25 protein-coding genes are annotated in these 24480 nt (G+C 33.4%); 7 read left to right on the top strand and 18 right to left on the bottom strand.

The genetic code is table 11. The features are described 5' to 3' along the window. Window positions 1–27 precede the first annotated feature (27 nt). The 3 genes from ISP73_03975 to ISP73_03965 are packed head-to-tail and all read right to left on the bottom strand — an operon-like array spanning window position 28 to window position 2474. Window positions 28–1110, bottom strand: coding sequence for an AI-2E family transporter (locus tag ISP73_03975; GenBank protein MBL6657746.1), 1083 nt, complete (start codon window positions 1108–1110; stop codon window positions 28–30). 12 nt (window positions 1111–1122) lie between these two features. Further along, window positions 1123–1776: a DUF4159 domain-containing protein gene (locus tag ISP73_03970; GenBank protein ID MBL6657745.1), complete on the bottom strand. Its 654-nt coding sequence runs from the start codon at window positions 1774–1776 to the stop codon at window positions 1123–1125. Further along, window positions 1773–2474 carry a 16S rRNA (uracil(1498)-N(3))-methyltransferase gene (locus ISP73_03965; GenBank protein ID MBL6657744.1) on the bottom strand — a complete coding sequence of 234 codons (702 nt, stop codon included), beginning with the start codon at window positions 2472–2474 and terminating at the stop codon, window positions 1773–1775. The genes ISP73_03970 and ISP73_03965 overlap by 4 nt, the downstream gene beginning before the upstream one ends. A 78-nt stretch (window positions 2475–2552) precedes the next feature. Here ISP73_03965 and ISP73_03960 point away from each other — a divergent pair, with 78 nt between their 5' ends. Beyond that, entirely contained in the window at window positions 2553–3356 is an 804-nt protein-coding gene (locus tag ISP73_03960) for an aminotransferase class IV (protein MBL6657743.1), read from the top strand. Here ISP73_03960 and ISP73_03955 read toward each other — a convergent pair. Further along, the gene (locus tag ISP73_03955) at window positions 3348–3908 is read right to left on the bottom strand and encodes a YqgE/AlgH family protein (GenBank protein MBL6657742.1); all 561 of its coding nucleotides are present in this window, start codon (window positions 3906–3908) and stop codon (window positions 3348–3350) included. The two genes, ISP73_03960 and ISP73_03955, sit on opposite strands and share 9 nt — an antisense overlap. Window positions 3909–3946: 38 nt before the next feature. Beyond that, a complete protein-coding gene (locus ISP73_03950; GenBank protein ID MBL6657741.1) occupies window positions 3947–4786 on the bottom strand; it encodes an MBL fold metallo-hydrolase in 840 nt (279 codons plus the stop codon). A 74-nt stretch (window positions 4787–4860) separates the two neighbouring features. Here ISP73_03950 and ISP73_03945 point away from each other — a divergent pair, with 74 nt between their 5' ends. Beyond that, window positions 4861–6210, top strand: coding sequence for a peptidoglycan synthetase (locus tag ISP73_03945; GenBank protein MBL6657740.1), 1350 nt, complete (start codon window positions 4861–4863; stop codon window positions 6208–6210). Between the two features lie 2 nt (window positions 6211–6212). Here the strand turns inward: ISP73_03945 and ISP73_03940 are convergent, their stop codons facing one another. From ISP73_03940 to ISP73_03930, 3 genes are read right to left on the bottom strand one after another with little or no spacing between them, the layout of a single operon-like run. After that, window positions 6213–6512 carry a hypothetical protein gene (locus ISP73_03940; protein MBL6657739.1) on the bottom strand — a complete coding sequence of 100 codons (300 nt, stop codon included), beginning with the start codon at window positions 6510–6512 and terminating at the stop codon, window positions 6213–6215. Window positions 6513–6557: 45 nt separating this feature from the next. Continuing rightward, window positions 6558–6869, bottom strand: a complete 312-nt coding sequence (locus ISP73_03935) for a TM2 domain-containing protein (protein ID MBL6657738.1) — start codon at window positions 6867–6869, stop codon at window positions 6558–6560. A 50-nt stretch (window positions 6870–6919) separates the two neighbouring features. After that, window positions 6920–7207 carry a DUF2752 domain-containing protein gene (locus ISP73_03930; protein MBL6657737.1) on the bottom strand — a complete coding sequence of 96 codons (288 nt, stop codon included), beginning with the start codon at window positions 7205–7207 and terminating at the stop codon, window positions 6920–6922. A gap of 63 nt (window positions 7208–7270) precedes the next feature. Between ISP73_03930 and ISP73_03925 the strand changes: the two genes are divergently transcribed. Then, on the top strand, window positions 7271–8074 hold the full coding sequence (locus tag ISP73_03925) for a hypothetical protein (protein ID MBL6657736.1): 804 nt from the start codon (window positions 7271–7273) through the stop codon (window positions 8072–8074). A 6-nt stretch (window positions 8075–8080) separates the two neighbouring features. Here the strand turns inward: ISP73_03925 and rho are convergent, their stop codons facing one another. After that, complete coding sequence (gene rho / locus ISP73_03920) at window positions 8081–9508, bottom strand: transcription termination factor Rho (GenBank protein ID MBL6657735.1); 1428 nt, start codon at window positions 9506–9508, stop codon at window positions 8081–8083. 170 nt (window positions 9509–9678) lie between these two features. Between rho and ISP73_03915 the strand changes: the two genes are divergently transcribed. Next, entirely contained in the window at window positions 9679–10068 is a 390-nt protein-coding gene (locus ISP73_03915) for a DUF4293 domain-containing protein (protein MBL6657734.1), read from the top strand. Here ISP73_03915 and ISP73_03910 read toward each other — a convergent pair. Genes ISP73_03910 through ISP73_03870 form a run of 9 tightly spaced genes read right to left on the bottom strand, consistent with a single transcriptional unit; the run spans window position 10065 to window position 18552 of the window. Next, entirely contained in the window at window positions 10065–10556 is a 492-nt protein-coding gene (locus ISP73_03910) for a metallophosphoesterase family protein (protein ID MBL6657733.1), read from the bottom strand. The genes ISP73_03915 and ISP73_03910 overlap by 4 nt on opposite strands. Next, window positions 10553–11302 carry a tetratricopeptide repeat protein gene (locus ISP73_03905; protein ID MBL6657732.1) on the bottom strand — a complete coding sequence of 250 codons (750 nt, stop codon included), beginning with the start codon at window positions 11300–11302 and terminating at the stop codon, window positions 10553–10555. Before ISP73_03905 ends, ISP73_03910 begins: the two co-directional genes overlap by 4 nt. Then, entirely contained in the window at window positions 11299–13068 is a 1770-nt protein-coding gene (locus ISP73_03900) for a protein BatD (GenBank protein MBL6657731.1), read from the bottom strand. The genes ISP73_03905 and ISP73_03900 overlap by 4 nt, the downstream gene beginning before the upstream one ends. 1 nt (window position 13069) lies before the next feature. Next, window positions 13070–13801 (bottom strand): tetratricopeptide repeat protein, encoded by a 732-nt coding sequence (locus ISP73_03895; protein ID MBL6657730.1) that lies wholly within the window; start codon window positions 13799–13801, stop codon window positions 13070–13072. Then, window positions 13791–14834 carry a VWA domain-containing protein gene (locus tag ISP73_03890; GenBank protein ID MBL6657729.1) on the bottom strand — a complete coding sequence of 348 codons (1044 nt, stop codon included), beginning with the start codon at window positions 14832–14834 and terminating at the stop codon, window positions 13791–13793. Before ISP73_03890 ends, ISP73_03895 begins: the two co-directional genes overlap by 11 nt. Continuing rightward, window positions 14834–15826 (bottom strand): VWA domain-containing protein, encoded by a 993-nt coding sequence (locus ISP73_03885; GenBank protein MBL6657728.1) that lies wholly within the window; start codon window positions 15824–15826, stop codon window positions 14834–14836. The genes ISP73_03890 and ISP73_03885 overlap by 1 nt, the downstream gene beginning before the upstream one ends. Next, entirely contained in the window at window positions 15816–16685 is an 870-nt protein-coding gene (locus ISP73_03880) for a hypothetical protein (GenBank protein ID MBL6657727.1), read from the bottom strand. The genes ISP73_03885 and ISP73_03880 overlap by 11 nt, the downstream gene beginning before the upstream one ends. Beyond that, window positions 16682–17551 carry a DUF58 domain-containing protein gene (locus ISP73_03875; GenBank protein ID MBL6657726.1) on the bottom strand — a complete coding sequence of 290 codons (870 nt, stop codon included), beginning with the start codon at window positions 17549–17551 and terminating at the stop codon, window positions 16682–16684. The genes ISP73_03880 and ISP73_03875 overlap by 4 nt, the downstream gene beginning before the upstream one ends. After that, the gene (locus tag ISP73_03870) at window positions 17551–18552 is read right to left on the bottom strand and encodes a MoxR family ATPase (protein MBL6657725.1); all 1002 of its coding nucleotides are present in this window, start codon (window positions 18550–18552) and stop codon (window positions 17551–17553) included. Before ISP73_03870 ends, ISP73_03875 begins: the two co-directional genes overlap by 1 nt. 225 nt (window positions 18553–18777) lie before the next feature. Here ISP73_03870 and truA point away from each other — a divergent pair, with 225 nt between their 5' ends. The 3 genes from truA to ISP73_03855 all read left to right on the top strand — a co-directional run. Beyond that, complete coding sequence (gene truA / locus ISP73_03865; protein ID MBL6657724.1) at window positions 18778–19530, top strand: tRNA pseudouridine(38-40) synthase TruA; 753 nt, start codon at window positions 18778–18780, stop codon at window positions 19528–19530. Next, entirely contained in the window at window positions 19523–21268 is a 1746-nt protein-coding gene (locus ISP73_03860) for an ABC transporter ATP-binding protein (protein MBL6657723.1), read from the top strand. Before truA ends, ISP73_03860 begins: the two co-directional genes overlap by 8 nt. A gap of 100 nt (window positions 21269–21368) precedes the next feature. Further along, window positions 21369–24480: SprB repeat-containing protein (locus ISP73_03855; GenBank protein MBL6657722.1), on the top strand; the 3112-nt coding region annotated here is incomplete at its 3' end.

The raw sequence follows: 24480 nt of genomic DNA, 5'->3' as shown, positions 1-24480 counted from the left end.
GAATATTTCTCTAGTAAATCGGACAGTTTAAATATTTTTAGTCAGTTCCTTAATAATTTTGAACTCGTTTAAAAATTCTTTAGCAATTACTCTAAAAAAGGTGTAAAAAGGAATGGCAATAATCATACCAGTAATTCCCCAAATTGTTCCTGCAGAAATAACTACTAGGAAAATTTCTAGAGGGTGTGCTTTTACACTATTAGAAAATATGATTGGCTGAAGAATAAAATTATCAATAAGCTGCATACTTCCGAATACCACACAGATTTTTATGATTAGTGGTATCATTTGAGTGTAAAAGTCTAGTTCAAGATTTGTAGATATACCAATAATTACACCAATCAATGCACCAATGATAGGACCTATGTATGGGATTACATTTATCAAGCCTGCTAAAAAGCCTATTAGAATGGCATTTTTAATACCAAGGATACTCAATCCTAGGCTAACAATAATAGTTATGGTAAATATTTGAATAATGACACCGATAAAATAACGACTTAATAAGCGTTTTGCATTCTTAAGGGCATTGGAAAGTTGATTGCTTTTACTTGTTGGTACTACAGTAAGAATGAAATTGTTAAATAGGTCTTTCTCTTTTAAGAAGAAAAAGGTAATGAATAAAATAGAGAATAAAGCGATTAGACTATTACCCAAAATACCCAATGCCGAGTTAAAAATAGATTTGACTTTTGTCAAACTAATTAATTTAAAGATTTCATTATCAACAGAGGATTCAGCGCTTAAGAAATGATATTCTTTAAGCCAAATATCTAAATCATTTATTGGGGCTTCCAACTCTAAAGAAACGGCCTCAAAGTCAATGGATGATATGATTCTTGCTTCTTCAATGATAAGAGGTGTGAATAGTGAAAAGATGCTAAAGAAAAATATGACTAACAGAAATAAGGTAACGAAACTATTGAATGTTCTTGGTAGTGATTTGCCCTTAATTTTTAAAAGTGAAAGTCCTTTCATCACAGGCCGCCCAATAAGAGCCAAAACAACCGATACCAAAATATATGCCACTATTGTATTGAGATAAACGATTAATATTAATCCAAGAATAATACCAATAATTGTAAGTGTATTTTTTATGTTCTGGTTCATTATACTAATGTATTAGTTTTGATTAGAAAATACAAAGTCGATGATGTTTGCACCCATCTTCAAGGCTTTAAGCCTTGTCTCTTGACTGTCATTGTGTACCTCTGCATCTTCCCATCCATCACCTAAGTCACTTTCATAGGAGTAAAAACAAACCATTCTACCTTCATAAAATAGCCCGAATCCTTGAGAGGGTTTTTCATCGTGCTTATGAATTTTTGGTAATCCATTTTTGAAGCTAAATTCTTGATTGTAAATAGGGTGGTTGATTGGGAGTTCTACAAATTCACTTTCAGGAAAAACTTTCTTCATTTCTGGCCTTACAAACTTATCCATGCCATAATTATCATCAATATGTAAAAAGCCACCACCTATGAGGTAATTTCTTAGGTTTTCACTATCTGCTGTAGAGAACACTACGTTTCCATGTCCAGTCATATGAATAAATGGATAATTGAATATTGCTTGATTTCCGACCTCTACTATATCGTACTGACTGTCCATATTTGTTCCAAGCCTATCGTTGCAGAATTGAATTAGGTTTGTTAAAGCAGTAGGGTTAGAATACCAGTCACCACCACCATTATATTTAAGAACAGCTATTTTATAAGATGGAGACACAAAGCTAAATAGGAGTGTAAGGCTAAAAATGTAAAGGACTATTCTCATTGATTTATTAAGTTAATTGTATGACAAGCCACAATCCCTGCAGTTTCGGTTCTCAGACGACTTGAGCCTAAAGACACAGCTTTGAAGTTGTTTTCTAAAGCCAATTGAATCTCATTTGTAGAAAAATCTCCTTCAGGACCAATCAATATTAGTGAGTTCTTATTTTTAATTAGGACATCTTTCAGCTGTGATTTTTCGCTTTCAACACAGTGCGCAATATAGCAGTCTTCATCAAAAGTTGATTGAACAAAAGCCTTATAAGAAATCACATCATTAAGTTTTGGTAAGTAAGCACGTTTTGATTGCTTCATTGCACTGATAAGAATTTTATTCATTCTTTCAAGTTTTAAAACCTTACGTTCTGAGTTATCACAAACGATAGGTGTGATTTCATTAATACCAATCTCTGTGGCTTTTTCAAGAAACCATTCAAATCTGTCATTACTCTTCGTTGGAGCAATAGCTATATGAATGTACGTTTTACTTTTACCAAAATCATTTTCAATTTTTACTATTTCGAGTTTGCATGACTTTATATTGTCATCTGTAATTCTTGCCGTATAAAAACCACCTTTTCCGTCGATTAAATTTATCTCATCACCGATAGTTTTTCTCAAAACCATTATACAGTGCTTACTTTCTTCTTTGGAAAGAGTGAATTCGTTTGAATTTATATCAGCTGTGTAAAAGAGTTGCATATTATTCTCAAAAGTATAAAAAACTACTCTTTGGTAGCTTAATTTTATTTTCTTTGTTTTTAAGATTAAAATTAACTGATGTTATATAACCATAACGGTAAACTTTGTAAGGATATAGAGATAGGTTTAAACAACCGCTCATTTTTATATGGCGATGGTCTATTTGAACGACTCAGAGTATTTAATGGTGTAATTTTTAATCGAGATAATCATAAAAAAAGGCTTGAACATTCATTACAGAAACTGGAGTTAAATTTAGAAATATCAATAGATCAGCTATTTCATTCAGTTGAAGAGCTTGTAAAAGAAAACAAGATTGAGAAAAGCAGTAGTGCTAGAATAAGCATTTACAGAAATGAAGGGGGCTTATATACTCCTTCTACTAATTCAGCATCTTATATTATAGAAGCATCTTTTGCTAATCAAGACTGTTTTGTTTTATCAGAGGGTTTAAAATTAGGTATTTATGAAAAGTTCAAGAAGTCATTATCAGAAATTTCTAATATAAAAAGTTCAAGTGCTTTACTGTATGTTTTGGCTTCCATTAGCAAGAGAGAACGTAACTTTAATGAATTACTGCTGTTAAATAATTTAGATAGACCAATAGAGGGAACGAATTCAAATGTTTTTATTGTCAAGGGTGGTCAATTAGTAACACCACCATTATCAGAAGGTCCACTTGCGGGTTGTATGCGTGCTTTGATTATTGAGCACTTTGATGTAATTGAAAAATCGCTTGAAATTCAAGATATTGAATGTGCTGATGAAATTCTTTTGACTAACTGTAATGGAATTCGTTGGGTTAGTGAATTTGCTGTTAAATCAGATTATAGAAACGGTAAGACTAGAGAGGTAATAGCTCTTATTAATACACTAATTTAGTTCAGGGTTGTCAGGCATATTATGCCAAATAGCCAAATCCTTATCCATTTGTTTGATGAACTTTCTCCACAAACGTTTATCGTTGTTATTCAGAGCAATAGAACTATCGCTATTAATTACAATCCAAGCATTTTCTTGTAATTCATATTCCAATTGACCTGAGCTCCATCCTGAGTAGCCAATGAAAAACTTAACCTCTGATTCTTTCACTTCACCGTTTCGAATTAATGTTTTTAGAGTTTCGAAATTTCCGCTCCAATAAAGGTTTTCGGAAACGGCAACGGATTGATCAATTTTATCGCCGAGTGAGTGAATGAAATGTAAAGTATTCTTTTCAACAGGCCCTCCTATATGAACCTTGGCATTAAAGCTAGGGAAATCGTCTATTAAGTCGTTGACTAAAAGTTTAGTGGGTTGGTTTAGGATAAATGCAATACTCTCGCTGTTGTTGTGTTCAGTGAGTAATAATACAGATCTCTTAAAATTCAAATCCTGCATATTAGGTTCTGAAATTAAAAATTGTCCACGTTTTGGTTGCCTTATATCCATCATACTATATAACGTAAAACTTAACTTTTTTGTTGCATAATTTAGATGTCGCTTAATTTAAAAGTGTCTTTAAGGCGTACTCCTTTTTCTGTTTTATGAACGGTACAACATTCGTTATAGTTATCATGCTGTAAGAAAATTATGTATTCGTTGTCCGCTGCTTCATTTAGGAATTTTTCCTTTTCACTAAGTGTTACCAATGGTTTAGTATCATAACCCATAACGTAGGGTAGAGGAATATGTCCAGTGCTAGGTAATAAATCAGCAGCGAATACAACTGTCTTTCCTTTGTATTGAATGTGTGGTATCATCTGAGCTTCAGTATGTCCATTGACGAAAAGAGTTGAAAAGCTATCAAATAACTGACCTTCTTTTTCAACGAATTTCAGATGTCCGCTTTCCTCAATTGGGATAATATTCTCTTTCAAGAAAGATGCTTTTTCTCTGTTATTTGGCTGAGTTGCCCATTGCCAATGGTCTTTGTTACTCCAGTAGTTTGCATTTTTGAAATTCATTTCAAACCTACTTTTATCTCTATTCCATTTCACACTTCCACCACAGTGATCAAAATGCAAATGTGTTAGAAAAACATCAGTAATGTCGTCACGCGAAAAGCCATGATTTTTTAAAGACGACTCAAGATTTTCATCTCCATGAAGGTAATAATGCCTTAAGAATTTGTCATCTTGTTTGTCTCCAATCCCATTATCAATTAAAATCAATCGATTACCATTTTCAATCAGAAGAGAACGCATTGCCCAAGGACATAGATTATTTTCGTCGGCAGGATTTGTTTTGCTCCAAAGAACCTTTGGTACAACGCCGAACATAGCGCCGCCATCTAATTTAAAATAACCCGTATCAATTGTATACACTTTCATGTTGAAAAGTTTAATTTTTTCAAATGTATAAAATGTCAATTATCTATAATTTACATTTCTAATATTTTTTATCAATGAAAGTACATTTAATCGCAATTGGAGGGAGTGCAATGCACAATATGGCTTTGGCTCTTCATGATAAAGGTTTTGAAGTAAGCGGATCAGATGATGCCATTTTTGAACCTTCAAAAGGTCGATTAAATGCTCATGGACTACTACCAAAAGAAATGGGTTGGTTCCCTGAAAAAATCCATGAAGACCTAGACGCTATTATTCTTGGAATGCATGCTCGAACTGATAACCCTGAATTGAAAAAAGCTCAAGAATTAGGGATTCCAATTTTTTCTTATCCAGAATACATTTATGAGCAAAGTAAAGACAAGAAGAGAGTCGTAATTGGAGGAAGTCATGGTAAAACGTCCATAACTGCAATGGTTTTACATGTTCTTAATTATGCAAAGATAGATTGCGATTACATGGTCGGAGCTCAACTTGAGGGTTTTGATACTATGGTAAAGCTTACTCGAGAAGCACCTATTATAATTTTAGAGGGAGATGAATATTTGTCTTCACCTATTGATAGAAGGCCAAAATTTCATTGGTACAAACCCCATGTTGCCGTTTTAAGTGGTATTGCATGGGATCACATCAACGTATTTCCAACATTTGAAAACTACGTTGAGCAATTCAGGATATTTAAAAAGGATGTTAAAGAAGTACTGATTTATTGTGAAACTGATGAGGTCTTGAACAAACTAGCAAATGAAAAATCAGAGTGCAGACTAAAGGCTTATGTTACCCCACCTCATGAAATTGATAATGGAGTAAGCTACTTAGTGGACGGTAATGACCGTATTCCATTATTGGTCTTTGGGGAACATAATTTGCAAAACATGAATGCAGCTCGATTAGTATGTCAAGAGCTGGGCCTAAGTAAAGAAAAATTTTATGAGGCAATTCAAAGTTTTAAAGGTGCTTATAAAAGATTAGAGTTGGTAAGAAAAAATAATAGTTCTGCTATGTATAAGGATTTCGCACACTCACCATCGAAACTAAAAGCAACGTCAACAGCTATGAAAATGCAGTTTTCTAAACGAAAACTTATTGCTTGTATGGAATTACATACCTTTTCCAGTCTTAATAAAACCTTTTTGAAGGAATATAAGGGGTGTATGGACACTCCTGATGAAGCCATAGTATTCTATAGTAAAAAAGCTATAGAGCATAAGAAATTAGAAGAAATAAGTATAAATGAAGTGCATAAGGCGTTTGATAGAAAAGATTTAAAGGTTTTTACGAGTACTGATGAACTTGAAGCTTATCTAATTTCAAAAGACTGGCAAAACAAAAACCTTCTAATGATGAGTTCTGGCAATTTTGGAGGATTAGATCTTAATCAGTTATCTAAGTTGATAAGTAATTAAAATTAAGGCCTATTACTATCATTATTGGAATAGCCAATAAAAAAAATGACAAGAACACTAATGATTAAGGCAACATAGGCACCAAAACCATACCATGCCGATCGTATCATGTCTTTTTTATCAATCAAATAACAAATTAGAACGCCAGTAACCCCTAAAAGCAATCCAAGTAAAAATCCACCAAAGTGAAAATTTCTGTTTGTTTGTTCGGCAACAGCAACAACTTCGTTAGATATTGGAAAAGCTGCAAAAAGTGTAGAACAGAGTAGAGTAAAACTCAATGTGAAGAAACCTTTTTTCATGTCTCAAATTTAATAAAAAAAAACCTCCAATTGGAGGTTTTTTAATTACATACGCATTTTACCTTGGGCAATTTTGATTAAGTCAATGATGACCCAAATACCGCAACCACCTAAAGTTAAAAGCATAAGGATACCATTAGTAACATCACCTATAATAAAACGGTGAATTCCAAGAGCCCCAACAAACCAACAAATAATAAACAACGCCCAGTCAATATCAGCTGCAAGAGGAGTAGCTGCTTCAGCACTGGAAATTATTACCTCACTGTTAGTAATTTGCTCAGAAACTGGAAATGATGCAAAGCAAACCGCACTAACCGCTAATACGGCCAATGCAATGAATAAAAATTTCTTCATAATTAATTTAATAAACTTTGTTAGTGCTTCTAATATATGAAAAGAAATGATTAATTAATTTTTTTGTAGACCTTTTTTATTGTTTTGTAATAGGAAATTATTAGAAGAGGAAGCACCAAAAATGACAGCTTATTGTATTCGTATGCAATATGAAAATCAAAATGAATTAGATGTTGTATAGCTCGGGTCATGCCACAAGCGTAGCAGTTTTTATTAAAAAAAAATACAGATAAACAGATAGATTGTCCTTTGTCAAAAAAATCGGCTGGAAGAACAATCAAAATTAACGGAATGAGCAAGAGGATTACAAAGTATATTTTATGGACGGTTCTTTTCACAAAATCAAAGATAATTATTTAAAAATAGACTCATTTGCATAAAAAAGTAGTTATTTTGAAGCTATGAAAGTAGTAATTATAATGTTATTGATGGTCACTCAACTAGTGGCTCAAAGTGAGTACGATTATATGGGGTTTTTGTTTTTGGAAAACGCTAGGCCAATTAGTTACCGAATGATATTTGATGAGGACGAAGGACAAATAAACGGTTATTCTATCACTGGAATTGGAACTAATTTTGAAACTATGAGTGAAATTAGTGGAACCTTTACAAAGAAGCAAATCGAGGTCAAAGAATTTCAGGTTATTTCTACTCTTTCAGAAGAACCAATAAGTCGTTTTTGCTTTGTTGAATTTAGCGCTCAACGCAAAAATAAGAAAGCATTCCAAGGGGATTTCAAAGGGTACTATTTGAATGGCGAAGTTTGTGCCAGTGGTACTATTTTATTCTCTGAAAAAGCCAAACTGGAAAAGCAACTAAATCGCGTACAAAAAGTCCAAGAAGTTATTACAAAACGAAAAGATAATCAATTGACTGTATTAAAATCGGGTGATGTTCATGCCATTGATTGGGAGAGTTCTAAATTTAAAATGCAGATGTGGGATTCAGCCATTGAAGATAACGATAGAATGACAGTAATTATTAACGGCGAAAAAATATTGTCAAATTATCCCATGCAGAACAAAAAGAAATCAATTTCATACAAGCTTTTAGAAGGTGAAAATACCGTTCAAATTATCGCCGAAAACGAAGGAGAAATAGTCAATAACACTACAAGAATAGAGTTGATAGACAAAGACTACAAACACGCTATTTTATCCGAATTGCAAGTGGGTAAGAAAATTACGTTAAAACTTATACGCTAATCAGCGTTAGCTGTTCATAGTTACAATGAACTCTTCATTAGTTTCAGTTCTAAGTAGCCTATCTCTCATAAACTCGATTGATTCTACTGGAGTCATATCTGCAAGGTGATTTCTTAGCACCCATATTTTTTGCGTCAATTCTTTTCCTAGTAATAAATCTTCTCTACGTGTACTTGACGAAGTAACATCGATAGCAGGGTAAATTCGTCTATTAGATATTTTTCTATCCAACTGAAGCTCCATATTACCTGTACCTTTAAACTCTTCGAAGATAACTTCGTCCATCTTACTTCCTGTTTCAGTTAGAGCAGTTGCAAGAATAGTCAGAGAGCCGCCATTTTCAATTTTTCTAGCAGCACCAAAGAATCGTTTTGGTTTCTGAAGAGCATTTGCATCTACACCACCAGTAAGGATTTTACCTGAAGCTGGTTGAACAGTGTTATATGCTCTAGCTAGTCTTGTAATGGAGTCCAAGAGGATAACTACATCATGTCCACACTCTACCAGTCGTTTTGCTTTTTCAAGTACGATATTAGCAATTCTAACATGGCGGTCAGCTGGCTCATCAAATGTAGAAGCAATAACTTCAGCATTTACATTTCTTGCCATATCAGTAACCTCTTCAGGTCGTTCATCGATCAGAAGTATCATCAAGTATGCTTCAGGATGATTTGCAGCAATAGCATTTGCCACTTCTTTAAGAAGAACTGTTTTACCTGTTTTAGGTTGGGCAACAATTAATCCTCTTTGTCCTTTTCCTATCGGAGCGAATAAATCAATCATTCTTGTAGATAGCGAACTTTTGCCATTATCTGTAAGTTTGAATTTTTCATCAGGAAATAGAGGGGTTAAAAATTCAAACGGTACCCTGTCTCTAACGATGTTTGGGTCTCTACCATTAATTTTATTCACCTTGATTAGCGGAAAGTACTTTTCGCCTTTTTTAGGAGGTCTAACAGTTCCCATTACTGTATCGCCCGTCTTTAGTCCAAAGAGTCTAACTTGTGAGTGTGATACATAAATATCATCTGGAGAACTAAGGTAATGATAGTCTGACGATCGAAGAAATCCAAAACCATCGGGCATCATTTCTAAAACACCTTCAGCCGTTACAATTCCGTCAAACTCAAAATCGTCTTGTGGACAATTCTTATTGTTATTTTGATTCGGAATATTGTTCTTTTTGTTACTGTTAAGATTGTTGTTGTTATTATTACCTTTAAGAGTATTATTATGTTTTGGCTTATTTGGAGTGACTTTCTTCTTAGCCTCCTCAGTCTTTTTCTCAAGAGACAATTGAGTAGCCTGAACATCTAAGATTTCATAAACTAACTCTTGTTTTTTTAGTTTCTGATATCTAGGAACGCCTAGTGTTTTTGCAATTTCTTTAAGTTCTGGTAATAATTTTTTGTTTAATGTGTGTATATCAATCATTTGATATTAATGTTTTATTGAAGTATTTTAAGAAAAAAAAGTGGGTGTTTCATTTAAAAAAGTCAGCCAAGGATGGCATTCTTGAGTGCAATAATACTAATTATTTGTATTAAAACAAGTTTAGAGTTTAAATTTAATGATTTAATTTTACGCCATTATATTTTACAGTTATGATACAGAGAGTTCAGTCAATTTACCTATTCTTCGCAATATTATTTATGCTGGCAATAACCTATTTTTTGGCAGTTACGGTTGATGCTAATAATAATGTCAGTTTTACTTATGATTCTATATATGCACATGTAACGATATTAATCTCCTCATTTTTATTGCTTTATTCTATCTTTCAATTCAAAAACAGGAAAAAACAATTGCTACTTAATCAGGTGTCAAAACTATTTTTGTCAGCTACATTTTTTATCCTATTCTTCACTAAGGGTGAAAGTATGCCACAAGAAGGAATGTTTGTTTTTATAATTCCTTATGTATTAATCCTCATTGCTAATCGATTTATCAAAAAAGATGAAAAGTTGGTTGAGTCTGCCGATAGATTGCGTTAATTTTTATCAAGCTCAATCAACTCTAAGTTTTTAATATCCCCATTAATAATATCAAAACGAAGCATAGTTATAGATTTGTGGATTCCATATTTTCCAGCTGCTCCTGGATTCATATGGAGTAAGTCTCTGTTTTTATCGTACATCACCTTTAAAATATGCGAATGTCCACAGATGAATAATTTAGGACAATCCTTGTCAAGTTCTTCTCTAATAGTAGGTGTATATTTATAGGGATATCCACCGATGTGAGTCATCCATACATCTACTCCTTGGCATTTGAAACGTAAATCTTTGGGGCAAATACTTCTGATTTTGTGATTATCAATGTTGCCATGAACGGCTCTTGTTGGCTTAAAAGCGTTGAGTTTATCAATTACTTCTTCAGAGCCGATATCTCCTGCATGCCAAATCTCGTCACAATTTTTAAAATGCTCAAATACCTTTGGGTGTAAGTAAGAATGTGTATCGGAAAGAAGACCTATCTTCATTTGATAAACCTAATTTCTGATGCATTAATGTATGCTATTTGACCATCTGCCAATTGAATTAAAGCTATATCACTATTCTCAGAGTTTGTGACTATTTCTTTTATAATGGCTTTATTCCCGGCTTTAATTAAACCAATGTCAGATTTTAAATCAGAAGATGAGTAAAGTTTAGAATCTGTCATTACTATTGAAGAAATTTGATTTTTCTTATTATTGGCTGAAATCATTGCAAATGCAAAAATTAGACAAATAACCATTGAGCTTATCATAGAATTAAAAATCCATTTTTTTCGATTTTTAGTAAAAAGGACAATAAAAATACAGATTGACCAAATAGAAGAAATTAATAGAATTGACCACCAGTTTAAACTTAATAATGACGAGAAGTTATTCCACCACTTCACATAAAATAATCTAGTAATAGGATCAATCTTTTCTATTCGGGTTAAAGCTAATTCTAAATTATTTTGACATGATTTATTTCCTTTTTCTAGAGTTAGCGCTTTTTCATAATAGAGTATACTCTTAGGTATTTTTCCAAATTGGAAATAACTATTCCCTAAGTTGTAGTAAAGTTCAAATGAATGATAGTTGGAGTCTAATATTTGATTGTATGCATCGATAGCTTCTGAATATTGTTCTTCAAAGTAATGTGCATTTCCTTTTATAAATAGGCTGTCTAGTTGTGAGTCTGCTTTAACTATAGCACATACAAATAATATTATGACAATTAATTTAAGTCTCATTTCTTTAAATCTTGTTCAACTTCGACTATTACATTTGTAGCCAATTCAAATACTTTTTCCATATCTTCAGCTTCAAGGGATGAGGGTGCAAAACGACAAAACTCACACTTTTCAATTATAGAAGTAAAGTTTGTTGATACTTTTTTAGGGATATTATTTTTAGTGAAAAAGTAATTTATCGTTTCTTTGGATAAATCGGCAGGGTTAACATTGAATTTATTGGAAAAATACATCCATAATGATTTCTCTATTTCTTCAAAAAACAGTTCTTTTTTATTATTTTCAAGGTGTTTTTGAGCGTTTTTCAGTCTTTTTTGAGCGATTTTAAGTGATTTCCTGAATTTTCTTAAAACTGGATTAGCATCGTTTTTTGCTTGAATTAACAGCCTTATGAAATATCCTCCAAGTGCTAAAATTGGTAACACTAATAGAATAACGAAAAACCATTTATTGAAGGGTCTTTCTTCATCTTTCTTTAGTTCAGTTGTAGAAATTATGGGTTTTAATTGAGAGCTAGCATTTGATTTTAGTTCATCTGAGCTAATGTATGAGTTGTCATTTCCTGAGCCTTTTAGAACATTTATAACTATCGGCTTAGTGGTTATTGTTTTGTATGTTTTTGTTTTTGGGTTAAAATAACAGAAGTCAACACCTTTAATTTCATATTCTCCTTTGTACCTAGGGATAAGTAGGTGTTCGAATTCAACTTTTCCGGCAATTCCATTTTTTGAGCTAAATGTTTTGTCATTTTTTTGAGGGTCATATGTCTCAAAATTTGGCGGAAATTTTACTTCCACCTCGTCTATAAGATGAATATTCCCATTGCCTGAAAGAGTAAGTTTATAGTTTAATGCTTGATTTGCTTCGATACTTGATTTATCAACAGACGATTTTAATTCAAATTTACCAACTGCACCACTGAAATTTTCTGGGGCACCTTCTGGTAAATCTTTGACAGTTACGTTTATATTTTTAGAAGAAATTTCTTCTTCAATGTTTTGATATGAACTGAAAAATCCAAATGGGTCACCAAAAGGATCTCGACTTCTTTTGTTTTTAATTTGAACTGTTACGTTTATACTCATTGGGTCAATTTTTAGTTTACCACTCTTTTGAGGGGTTAGAATAAATCGGCTTATTTCCCAAACGTTATGTTTTACACCGTCTATGACCTCTAGTTTTGCTCCAGAATTAGTCTCTATTTCTTCTTTCCAAAAATCATTTAATTCTGGTACAAGGGTTAAGTTAATGTCAGCAAGATTAATTTTTGAGTATAATTTATAACTAACAACAATTTGTTCCCCCTGAAAAATTTCTGTTCTATTAGTAGTAGCTTTCAGATAAACGTTTTCGGAAATATTGTAACTGTTTGCTTGTTTACTTTTTGGGTTTGCTTTGGTGATTTGCATTTGACCAGCTTGCGAACGAATAATTTTCCCTTCAGATTTAACACTGGCTTCGCCAATGGTTAAAGTACCCTCATTTAGAGCCGTTACATAATAGGTGAAAGAAGTAGTTTTTGAGCTACTAACCTTTCCGTTTATGATTTGCATACTACTGCTACTAGATTGGTTAGGACCACTAAGTTTACGTAAACCATTTAGGCTTGGACCTTTAAACTCAGAAGCTGAACCTTCGATAGAAAATTCTATTCTAAATTCTTCACCAACCGCCACGGGATTTTTACTGACGCTAAGTTTTAGTTCTTGACCAATGGCAATTAGAGGTGAAAGTATGATAATAATGGCTATCCAATTCTTTTTCATGCTACCAATCTTTTAGAATTTTAAGCTTTACACCTTTATTTTTTTTCTTTTGTAAATCCTCTTGAAGTTCCTTTTCCTGTTGTTGTAAGGCATCTAGGATTTGTTCCGCTTCATCTTCAGTCATTTCGTTAGGGTCCTGAGGCTTTGTAGGTTCTTCTTTGCTTTCTTCTTCAGAGTTTTCATTTTGCTCTTGTTCATTTTTTTCTTCTTCCTTTTCATCCTCTTGTTTCTCCTCTTCTTCTTTCTCTTCCTCTTTTTCCTCGTCTTTATCTTGTTCCTCTTCCTTCTCTTCTTCTTGTTTTTGCTGTTGATTTTTAATCCGCTGTGCATAGGCTAAATTATGTTTTGTATCCATGTCTTTAGGATTATTTCTCAAAGCATTTTTATAAGCATCGATAGCCTCATTGATTTTTTGTTCTTTCATTAAGGAATTCCCTAGATTGTGAAGGCTTTCTGATTTTTCAATTTTATTCTGAGTTTTTTCAGATAAGGCTTTGAAAAGAGAAGTGGATTCTGAAAATTTTTCTTGCTTGTAGATAGCATCAGCTAAATTGAAGGATGCAGCATACGAGTTTTGATCTTTTATTAGCGCTTCTCTATACTTTTGTTCAGCCTCTGAATAGAGTGAATCAGTATATGAAGCATTACCCTTACGAACCAAACTATTGGGGTGTTGTGCCAATACGTCGATTGTAAAAAACAACAGTATTAATAGTAGAAGATTACTTTTCATTTTCTTCAAATAAATTGATTTTATTACTCCATTTTTTTTTGGTATTTCTGAGTAAAGATTCTATAATTAATAGCAATAATGCAATACCTAAAAACCATTGGAATCTATCTTTATAGTCTGTAAAAACTTTTGAGCCAATCTCTTTCTTTTCCATTTTATTAATCTCTTTGAAAAGAGCATCTAGGCTGCTTTGTGTAGAGTTTGCTCTGATGTATGAGCCACCACCCTTGGCAGCTATTTCTTTTAGCATCTCTTCATTTAGCTTAGTAATAACGGTATTTCCGCTTTTATCTTTTTGGTATGACGTTATACTGCCATATCTATTTTTTATTGGAATAGGGCTACCTTCAGCAGACCCCATGCCTATGGTGTGTACGAATATGCCCATTTCTTCGGCTTCTTTGGCTTTTTGAATAGCGTCGTCTTCGTGATTTTCTCCGTCAGTAATAATGATAATAGCTTTGTTTTGGTCGTTGCTTACATCAAAACTATTAATGGATAGTTCTATGGCTTTTCCAATTGCAGTACCTTGTGTTGGTACTATATTGGTATTAATAGTTGATAAGAATAGCTTGGCAGCAGAATAATCCGTAGTGATTGGCAACTGTACATAGGCATCACCAGCGAAGACTACCAATCCAATTCTATCGCCGTCTAATCTGTCGATTAATCTGGAGATGGACTGTTTTGCACGCATTAATCGGTTTGGCTGAAGATCTTCGGCCAGCATACTGTTAGAGAGGTCAATGGCAATCATTAAATCGACACCTTCTCTTTTGACCTCTTCCATTTTTGAACCAATTTGTGGATTAGCCAATCCAATGATTATGGAAATGATGGATAAACAAAACAGAAAAAACTTAATTCTTATTTTTCGGAAAGATGCCATTGGCATTAATTTAAAAACCATGTGACTTTCTCCAAATTCTTTTATGGCTTTTTTTCTCCAACGTATTGCCAATATAAAAAGGACGATAATTATTGGGACAACAATTAGTAAGAGTAACCATTCGCTATTTTCGTATCTCAACATCAGGTAATGCTTTTAAAAATGCTGAGTTTTAACAAAAACTCAAGGATTAATAGACCAAATGCAATCAGGGTAATGATAAAAAACTCTTCTTTCTTTTTGTGATATTCCTTTACTTCAATTTTTGATCGTTCTAACTTATCAATCTCCTTGTAAATTTTTTCTAAAGCTTTGTTAGATGTTGCTCTAAAATATTTTCCATTAGTTACTGAAGCGATGTCTTGTAAAGTTTCTTCATCAATTTGTACTTCAACATCTTGGTAAACGGTAGTCCCAAAAGGTGTTTTAAAAGGGTAGGGGGCGAAGCCTTGAGTTCCTACTCCAATTGTATATACTCTAATGCCGAATTTTTGGGCGATTTTTGCGGCAGTTAGTGGTGCTACTGTTCCTTGATTATTTACGCCATCTGTTAGAAGTATTATAACTTTACTGATAGCCTCGCTTTCTTTCAATCTATTTACAGCAGTAGCTAATCCCATGCCAATAGCTGTTCCATCATCAACCATTCCACTTTTCACATTCCCAAATAAATTTTGTAAAACTTGATGATCCGTAGTTAGTGGACACTGAGTAAAGCTTTCTCCGGCGAAAATGACTAGTCCAATTCTATCATTGGGACGACCAGAAATGAAGTCCATCGCCACTTTTTTGGATGCTTCTAGTCTATCTGGTTTTAAGTCTTGAGCTAACATACTTCCCGAAATATCCATAGAAATAATGATGTCGATACCTTCGGTAGTCATATCTTCCCACGATAGTGTAGATTGAGGTCTGGCAAATGCGACTATAAGAAGAGAAATAGCAAGTGTTCTTAAAAAGAAAAGAACATGCCTTCCTTTTTCTTTCCAACTTTTCGTTTGAATTCCTTCTAATGTAGAAACTTGTAGCTGTGCCGATTGCTTTTTTTGATTGAAATAATACCATACCCATAATAGTGGCACTAAGCACAATAGGTACAAGAAGTCAGGATTATAATATGTCCAGTTACTCCACATCATTTTCATTTACCGATTTAGTAGTGATATTAATAAAATCAATAGCAATTTTATAACTCTCTTCGTTTTCTATTTCTAGAGGTTGGCTTTTGGCAAATTTTGCTAAATCTGAACGCATTAGCAGTTCCTCTAGTTTACTGGTTTCTATTCTTTGTTGATTTAATTGAGTTATAATTTCTTTAGTTGGTATCTCCATAGCAGGAGTGCCAATTCCATCTTCAATATATGTTCTAATTACTTCAGAAATAGTTGTATAGTATTCTTTTACTTTTCCATTTTGCCAAAGTTTTTTAGCATTAAGTATTTCAAGTTTATTTAAAGCTATTAGGTGAGGAGGAATTATTTCTTCTTTTATTACTGGAGTTAATTCTTTTTTGGTTCGGTTTTTGAGCCAATACCTTATTAAAAGTATTATCCCCAAAATAATTAAAAAGCCTAAAATATATGGACTAGCCTCATCGAAAGTTATGGGTGTTTGAATAGGAGCCTTTATATCTTTTAATTCATCGTCTTGACCTAATTCTATGGTATTAACATAAATAGGGATTGAGTCGTTAACTGAATTGCCATACTTAATAGAAGGGATAAAATAAACTCCGCTGTCCCAAGCTGTAAGGGTGTAATATTGACGTATGAGTAAACCAGAATCAGATGAAATACTATCGATGTTAGATTTTGATAATATCTCTAAGGGGCCTATAGAATCGTTAAAGTTTGGAAAGAGTTCTCCTTCAATAGAATTAGATTCTACACTTAATTTTATTTGGTCACCAATCAGTATGGTATCAGTGTCAATTTTTACACTCATCTGACCAAATAGATAAAACGGAGCAAGAAGTAAGAAAATTAACTGTTTCATTTTACTCGTCTTTTGAAAAACTGAATTAAGGGTTTGATATAGTCCATATCTGTTCTCAACTGTATAGTATCAACACCGCTATTTTTAAATAATTGATTGACTTCTTCTTTATTTCGTAAATAGTTCTTCTTGTAGTTCTGACGAATCAACTTGTTACCAGTATCAATCCATTTAACTTCACCAGTCTCCGCATCTTTCATTTGGATTAGTCCAATATCAGGAAGTTCTTCTTCTCTTTTGTCATTGATTCTGATGGTAATTACATCGTGTTTTTTATTAGCGATTTTCAATGGTGCCTCAAAGTTATCACCCATAAAGTCAGAAATTACAAAGCAAACCGCACGTTTTTTTATCACATTATTGAAAAAGCGAAGAGCTTCTCCAATGTCAGTTCCTTTGTTTTCAGGTTCAAAAGCAATCAACTCTCTTATTATTCTAAGGATGTGCGATTTTCCTTTTTTAGGGGGAATGAACTTTTCGACTTTATCACTAAAAAAGATGACTCCAATTTTATCGTTATTTTGAATGGCAGAAAATGCCAATACGGCTGATAACTCGGTAACGAGTTCTTGTTTCATTTGTTTTTGAGTGCCGAAGTTTTTTGAGCCACTGACATCAATCATTAACATTACGGTTAACTCTCTTTCTTCTTCAAAAACTTTAATAAAAGGAGTGTTGAATCTAGCAGTAACATTCCAATCGATTGTTCGAATATCATCACCAGGTTGATATTCTCTTACTTCACTGAATGCCATCCCTTTGCCTTTAAAAGCAGTATGGTATTCTCCAGCAAAAATGTGATTGGAAAGACCTCTAGTCTTCAATTCTATTTTACGAACTTTTTTTAATAAGTCACTTGTTTCCATTATGGAATTTCAACAGTGTTTAGTATTTCTGTTATAATGTCTTCAGAAGAAATATTTTCAGCTTCAGCTTCATATGATAAGCCAATTCTGTGGCGTAGCACATCATGACAGATTGAGCGTATATCTTCAGGTATGACGTAACCTCTTCGCTGAATAAATGCATATGCTTTAGAGGCGAGAGCTAAACTAATACTTGCTCTAGGAGATGCGCCGAAGCTAATTAGGTTTTCAAATTTCTTGAGGCCATATTGTTCTGGGTATCTTGTTGCAAATACTATGTCAACAATGTATTGCTCGATTTTTTCATCCATATAAACTTCTTTAACGAGTTCACGTGCAGCAAGGATGTCTTTAGTCTTAAGAATTTGATTTGCGGTTGGGAACGATTTCGCTAGATTATGTCTAACGATAAGTTTTTCTTCTTCTTTTTTAGGGTAGTCTATAACTACCTTTAACATAAATCTGTCTACTTGTGCTTCTGGAAGTGGATATGTACCTTCTTGTTCAACTGGGTTTTGAGTAGCTAAAACTAAGAAAGGTTCATCCAGTTTGAAGCTTTCCTCTCCAATAGTTATTTGGCGTTCTTGCATAGCTTCAAGTAATGCTGATTGAACTTTTGCAGGTGCTCTATTTATTTCATCTGCAAGAACAAAGTTGGCGAAAATAGGTCCTTTTTTTATTGAAAACGTTTCGTTTTTAGGACTATAAATTTGAGTTCCTAAAACATCGGCAGGCAATAAGTCTGGCGTAAACTGAATTCTGCTAAAATTAGCGTCTAAGGTGTTTGCAAGTGTATTAATGGCTAATGTTTTTGCTAGTCCAGGAACACCCTCAAGTAGAATATGTCCATTTGAAAGAAGACCAATTAATAGTCTTTCGGTCATGTGTTTCTGTCCAACGATAACTTTGTTCATTTCCATCATGAGCATATCAATAAAAGCACTGTTTTTATTGATTTTCTCATTTAATTCTTTGATATCTACATTAGAAGTTGAATCCATAGTTTTAAAAGTTAAAATGCAATTTTATGTTGTACATCATTTTTTCGAAAATTCATAACGACACAAATTTAATCCTATTGTATAAAAAATCACAGATTTCAAAAAAAATATTACAATATGAATATTTTAGATTACTGAATTGAATAGGCTTTTTTAATTTGCTATTATTTAATTAACCAAATGTATTAAGTATTTCTTTTCAATTGAATATCTTCGCGAAGTTTAATGAAGCAAAGATATTTCATAGAGTTAATGTACGATGGCACAGCCTATCATGGTTGGCAAGTTCAGCCTAATTCATCTACAGTTCAAGAACAAATTAACCTGGCTTTAAGTACTGTTTTAGGTGAGGAAATAAATGTAGTTGGAGCGGGTAGGACCGATACTGGTGTACACGCCAAACAAATGTTTGCTCATTTCGACAGCTTAATATCTTTTAATGAAATAGACCTCGCTTATAAGTTAAATTCATTTTTGAAGAATGATATAAGTATTGTAAGAGTTTTTAAAGTTGAAGATTCTGCTCACTCACGATTTGATGCTATTTCAAGAAAGTATGAGTATTTGATTCATACGAATAAAAATCCTTTTCTATTGAATAAGTCTTGGTACTTTCACGGATTATTGGATATTAACATGATGAATGAAGCCTGCAAATTATTGCTCAATTATTCTGACTTTACCTCCTTTTCTAAATTACACACACAGACTAAAACAAATAATTGTTCGGTTACATCAGCATTATGGAAAAAAGTTGATGACAGTTTAGTATTCACTATTGAGGCGGATAGATTTTTAAGAAATATGGTGAGGGCTATTGTTGGGACACTTATTGCAGTGGGAGAAAAAAAGATTTCTATTGAAGATTTTATTCAAATAATTGAAAGTAAGGATAGAGCTAATGCGGGTGTTTCTGTACCTGCATACGGATTGTACCTGGTGAATGTTAACTACCCTAAAACTATTTGTAATGAGTAAAGTTGAGGGTAAAACATTTGATATTACATTACTTAAACGAGTGATGGGCTATGTGAAACCTTATAAATCGCTGTTTTTAGGCACTTCATTATTTGCGATTTTGATTGCCTTTTTATCTCCTGCAAGACCTATACTTATTCAATATGCTTTTGATAATTTTATTTTGAGCCCTGATGAGCATAAGTTGATGCTCATTACTTTACTACTTGTTTTGCTTTTAATTGCAGAAAGTGTATTTCAATATTTTTATACTTATTGGGCAAACTTTTTAGGCCAAAGCGTTATAAAGGATTTGAGGCTACAGACTTATAAAAAGATAATCAATTTCAGACAACAGTTTTTCGATAAAAATCCAATAGGTTCATTGGTTACAAGAGTTGTCTCAGATATTGAAACGATTTCTGAAATTTTTTCTCAAGGATTATTAGTCATAATTGCGGATGTTTTAAAGCTTATTATTGTTATCGTTGTGATGTTTGTTACAGACTGGAGACTTACGTTATTCAGTCTAGCATCAATTCCACTTTTACTCATTGCCACATATTGGTTTAAACGATCTATTAAATCAGCATTTCAGGATGTTAGAAAGCAGGTTTCAGCTTTAAATACCTTTGTTCAAGAGCATATTGTTGGTATGTATATAGTTCAACTTTTCAACAGAGAAAAAGAAGAGTTTAGTAGGTTTAAGAAAATTAACGAAGCACACAGAGATGCACATATTCGTTCTATTTGGTATTATTCTATATTTTTTCCAGTAGTTGAAATATTATCAGCCTTTTCTGTTGGTTTACTAATTTGGTGGGGAGGTATAGAGTCTGTAATGTCTGATGAAGTAACTTTGGGAGAACTCATTGCTTTCATACTTTATATTCACATGTTGTTCCGACCAATTAGGCAGTTAGCCGATCGTTTTAATGTGCTTCAAATGGGAATGGTTGCTGCTGAACGTGTTTTTAAAATTATCGATAATTCTGAATCCATTTCTGATGATGGTGCTTTAGAGCTAAAAGATTGCGCTGGAGAGATTGAGTTTAAAAATGTTTGGTTTGCATACAATGACGAAGACTGGGTTTTAAAAGGAGTTTCATTTAAAGTTAAAGCCGGAGATACACTAGCAATTATTGGGGCAACTGGCTCAGGAAAATCTACAATCATAAACCTCCTAACACGAAATTACAATATAAATAAAGGAGAAATATTCATTGATGGCAAAAACTATTTGGAATACAGTTTAGATTCTCTTCGTAAAAATATTGCAGTGGTTTTGCAGGATGTTTTTTTGTTTTCAAATTCAGTTTTAAATAATATTACTTTAGGAAGGGAAATTGCATTTGAAGATGTACAAAAATATGCACGCGATATTGAAATTGAAGAATTTATTCAATCACTTCCAAATGGATATGATTATGATGTTAGAGAGAGGGGTAATATGCTGTCGTTAGGTCAAAGACAGTTAATTTCTTTTTTAAGAGCATATGTTATTCAGCCAAAAATATTAGTTTTAGATGAAGCAACATCAAGTATTGATTCTGAAAGCGAATTTTTAATACAACGTTCTACTGAAAAACTGACAAAAGGAAGAACCTCAATAGTTATTGCTCATAGGCTAGCTACAATTCAAAACGCAACTAAAATATTGTTATTGGATGATGGTGAAGTAGCTGAAGAAGGAACGCATTCTGAGTTGATTTTACTTGATAAAAAATACAGAACACTTTTTGATTTACAATTCAAATAATAGTTTGGATATGTAATGGACATCACTTGCTAGAAGATAATCATATAGTAATATTAGAATAGTTTTCTTAAATTGCGTGTCAGTTTAAAAAAACTCACACATGACTAGAAAATTATACTTAATAATCACTTTAATTATAACTTTTGTATTTGCAAAACCCTCTTTAGGACAGATTACAACCAATTCGATGGCTCCTTATGATTCTCCAACATTTCTCGTTGATAGTATATTACTGGGTGAGGGAGTTTCTGCAACTAATCATACTTTTCAGGGAGATCCAAACCAAATTGGTTTTTTTAATGGTGTAAATAGTAACATCGGAATTGATAGTGGGATAGTACTTGCTACAGGTAATATTTCTGAGATTGAGCCTGGAGGCATAGGTGGTTTTATTGTGAATAACATTGATGACCCTGATTTATTAGATTTAGCAAATTCAGTGCCTGGTCTTATAGAACAAAACTTTAACGTAACTAGTGTTAATGACGTAGCAATCTTAGAATTTGATTTTGTGCCTGTTTCTTCTTATTTATCATTCAAATACGTTTTTGCTTCACAGGAGTATTTTGCATATGAGAATACACAGTTTAATGATGTGTTTGGCTTTTTTATATCAGGACCAGGAATAGTTGGTCCGTATGCAAGTCCAGCAGCTTTCCCAGATGGTAGTATCAATATTGCTACTTTTCAGAGCGTTGAGCCAAATAGTTTAGGTGTTGATTTGCCAATTACAATTTCTTCAGTAAACGCCGATTACAACTCCACTTTTTTCATAAACAATCAAAATAATGGGAATAATACAGTAAACCCAAACAATGCGGATGGTTTTACTGTTGTTTTTACTGCTGAAGCTAACGTAGTTTGTGGAGAACTGTACCACATTAAACTGGCAATTGCTGATGGAACAGATTCGGGGTTATCTTCTTTCGTACTACTTGAGGCAGGAAGTTTTAGTTCACCCCCATTGAAGGTGTCTAACAGTTTAGAGATAGATTCAATAAAAATATTTACGGATTGTGGAGCTCCAGTAGAATTAACCGCTGAGGTTGAAGGTGAATACACCTTCTTATGGAATACGGGTGACACTACACAAACCATTTCAGCTACACCAGGTTATTATTGGGTTGAGGCAACAGATGCTTTTGGTTGTACTACACAATCTGATTCAATCAGAGTATTTTCTCAACCTATTCCAGAGATTATTTTGCCTGATACTTCTTATTACTGTGAAAACTCTAGTTTAACTTTAGATCCAGTCATTAATAGTGGTACAGCACCATTTTTCTACAACTGGGGTGGTTTAAGCACGGATTCCACTCTTACTGTTTCAACTGAGGGCAATTTCAGTTTATTACTTACGGATTCGAACGGTTGTACCGATAACCATCAAATCACGGTAATTGAACAACCAATTCCAGATTTGTCGTTTCAGCCCCAAGATATTTTGGTTTGTGGAGGTATACCAGTTGAAATTAATGTAAGTGGTGCCGATACCTACCAGTGGACACCAAATTTGTTTTTAAGTTCAGATACTGGCAGCACGGTGTTTACCACAACAGAATCATCTATCGTTTACACCGTTGTTGGTACGGATTCAATCGGCTGTTCAAACACACTGCTTATTCCTACAAACGCTACAAATGATTTTGATATTCAAATTGGTATCAATGCAGTTTCATGCCAAGGATTTAGTGATGGATCTATAACTTTAGTGCCTGAAAACACTGCGGTATCACCCATATTATATTCAATTGATGGTGGTCAAAGTTATTCGTCTGAGTTTATTTATGATAATTTAGATTATGGTTCCTATGTAGTTAAAGTAAAAGATGGATTAGGTTGTATAATTACTGATACGGCCGTCATTCCCTCAGCAGCACCAAATATTCAAGTTATTACAGTGTCCTCTGATGTTCCTTGTTCAGGTGATAATTTGGGAGAAATTGGAATACAATCTATTAGTGGTGGAAATATTACAACTGGCTACACTTACAAATGGTTTAATTCAAATACGAATCAGGTAATTAGTACTGATACATTTGCCAACGTTCCAGCAGGAGGATATTACCTTGTTGTTGAAGATGATAATGGCTGTCAAGGAACAGATGAAGTTTCTGTTGAACAGCCAAACGCCTTATCCTATGAAATTATAAAAAATGATATTTCATGTTTTGGAGCTAGTGATGGTTCAATTGAAGTTATAGTTAATGGTGGAGCAACACCTCCATATAGCTATGATTGGACTAATTATGGTAATGATACGTCATCGGTGTTAAACAATCTTACCGCTGGCACTTACGATTTAGAAATTTCAGACTTCAATAATTGTATTACTCACGTTTCAGTAGATATTAACCAGTCAGATGCCCCTTTAAATCTTCAAACAACCACTTCATCAATCAGTTGTTTTGGCAACCCTTCAGGTTCAGCCTCTGTTACTGTTTCAGGTGGTAGCGCACCATACTCCTATAATTGGAGCAGTGGTCATGTTACTGAAACAGCAGCTCAGTTAACTTCAGGTACTTATGTCGTACATGTTACTGATATTAAAAATTGTGTAGTTAGTGATACTGTTACAATAACTGGTAACCCTCAAATAACAACTATATTAAGTTCTACTCCAACATCTTGTTTTGGTTCTGGAGATGGAACAGCTTCTGTTAGTGCTAGTGGAGGAACTGGTAATCTTTCTTTCACTTGGTCTAATGGAAGTTCATCAACATCTATAACTTCTAATTATGGAAATTACTGGGTTAAAGTAGAGGATAGCATTGGGTGTTTTGTTATAGATACTATTTTAATTAATCAGCCACATAAACTACGAGCAAGATTAAAACCAACCGATGCACTTTGTTATGGCTCAGCCGATGGTATGATTACAGCTGATGTATTTGGAGGAACACCGACTTATACATATGACTGGACTATTAATGGTAATTCGTTAGGTATAAATAATAACGTTATAAACGGTTTGCCTTATTCCAATCAGCCTTATCAGTTAAGCGTTACTGATTTAAATGGCTGTAATCAATTAGCATATGCCTTTATAAATCATCCTGAAGAGCTAGTACTAGATACAAGTGAAATAGTTTCTGCTTATTGTTTGAACATTCCGTCTGGAGATGCTTCTGTTGTTGCTTCGGGTGGTTTCTTGAATACTAATGGAACTTATTCTTTCAGTTGGAATACAGGAGATACAACCTCTCTTATAT

This window comes from Flavobacteriales bacterium (assembly GCA_016779935.1).
In the GTDB taxonomy this organism is placed as follows: Bacteria; Bacteroidota; Bacteroidia; order Flavobacteriales; family UBA7312.
This window is presented reverse-complemented; position numbering and strand designations above follow the sequence as displayed.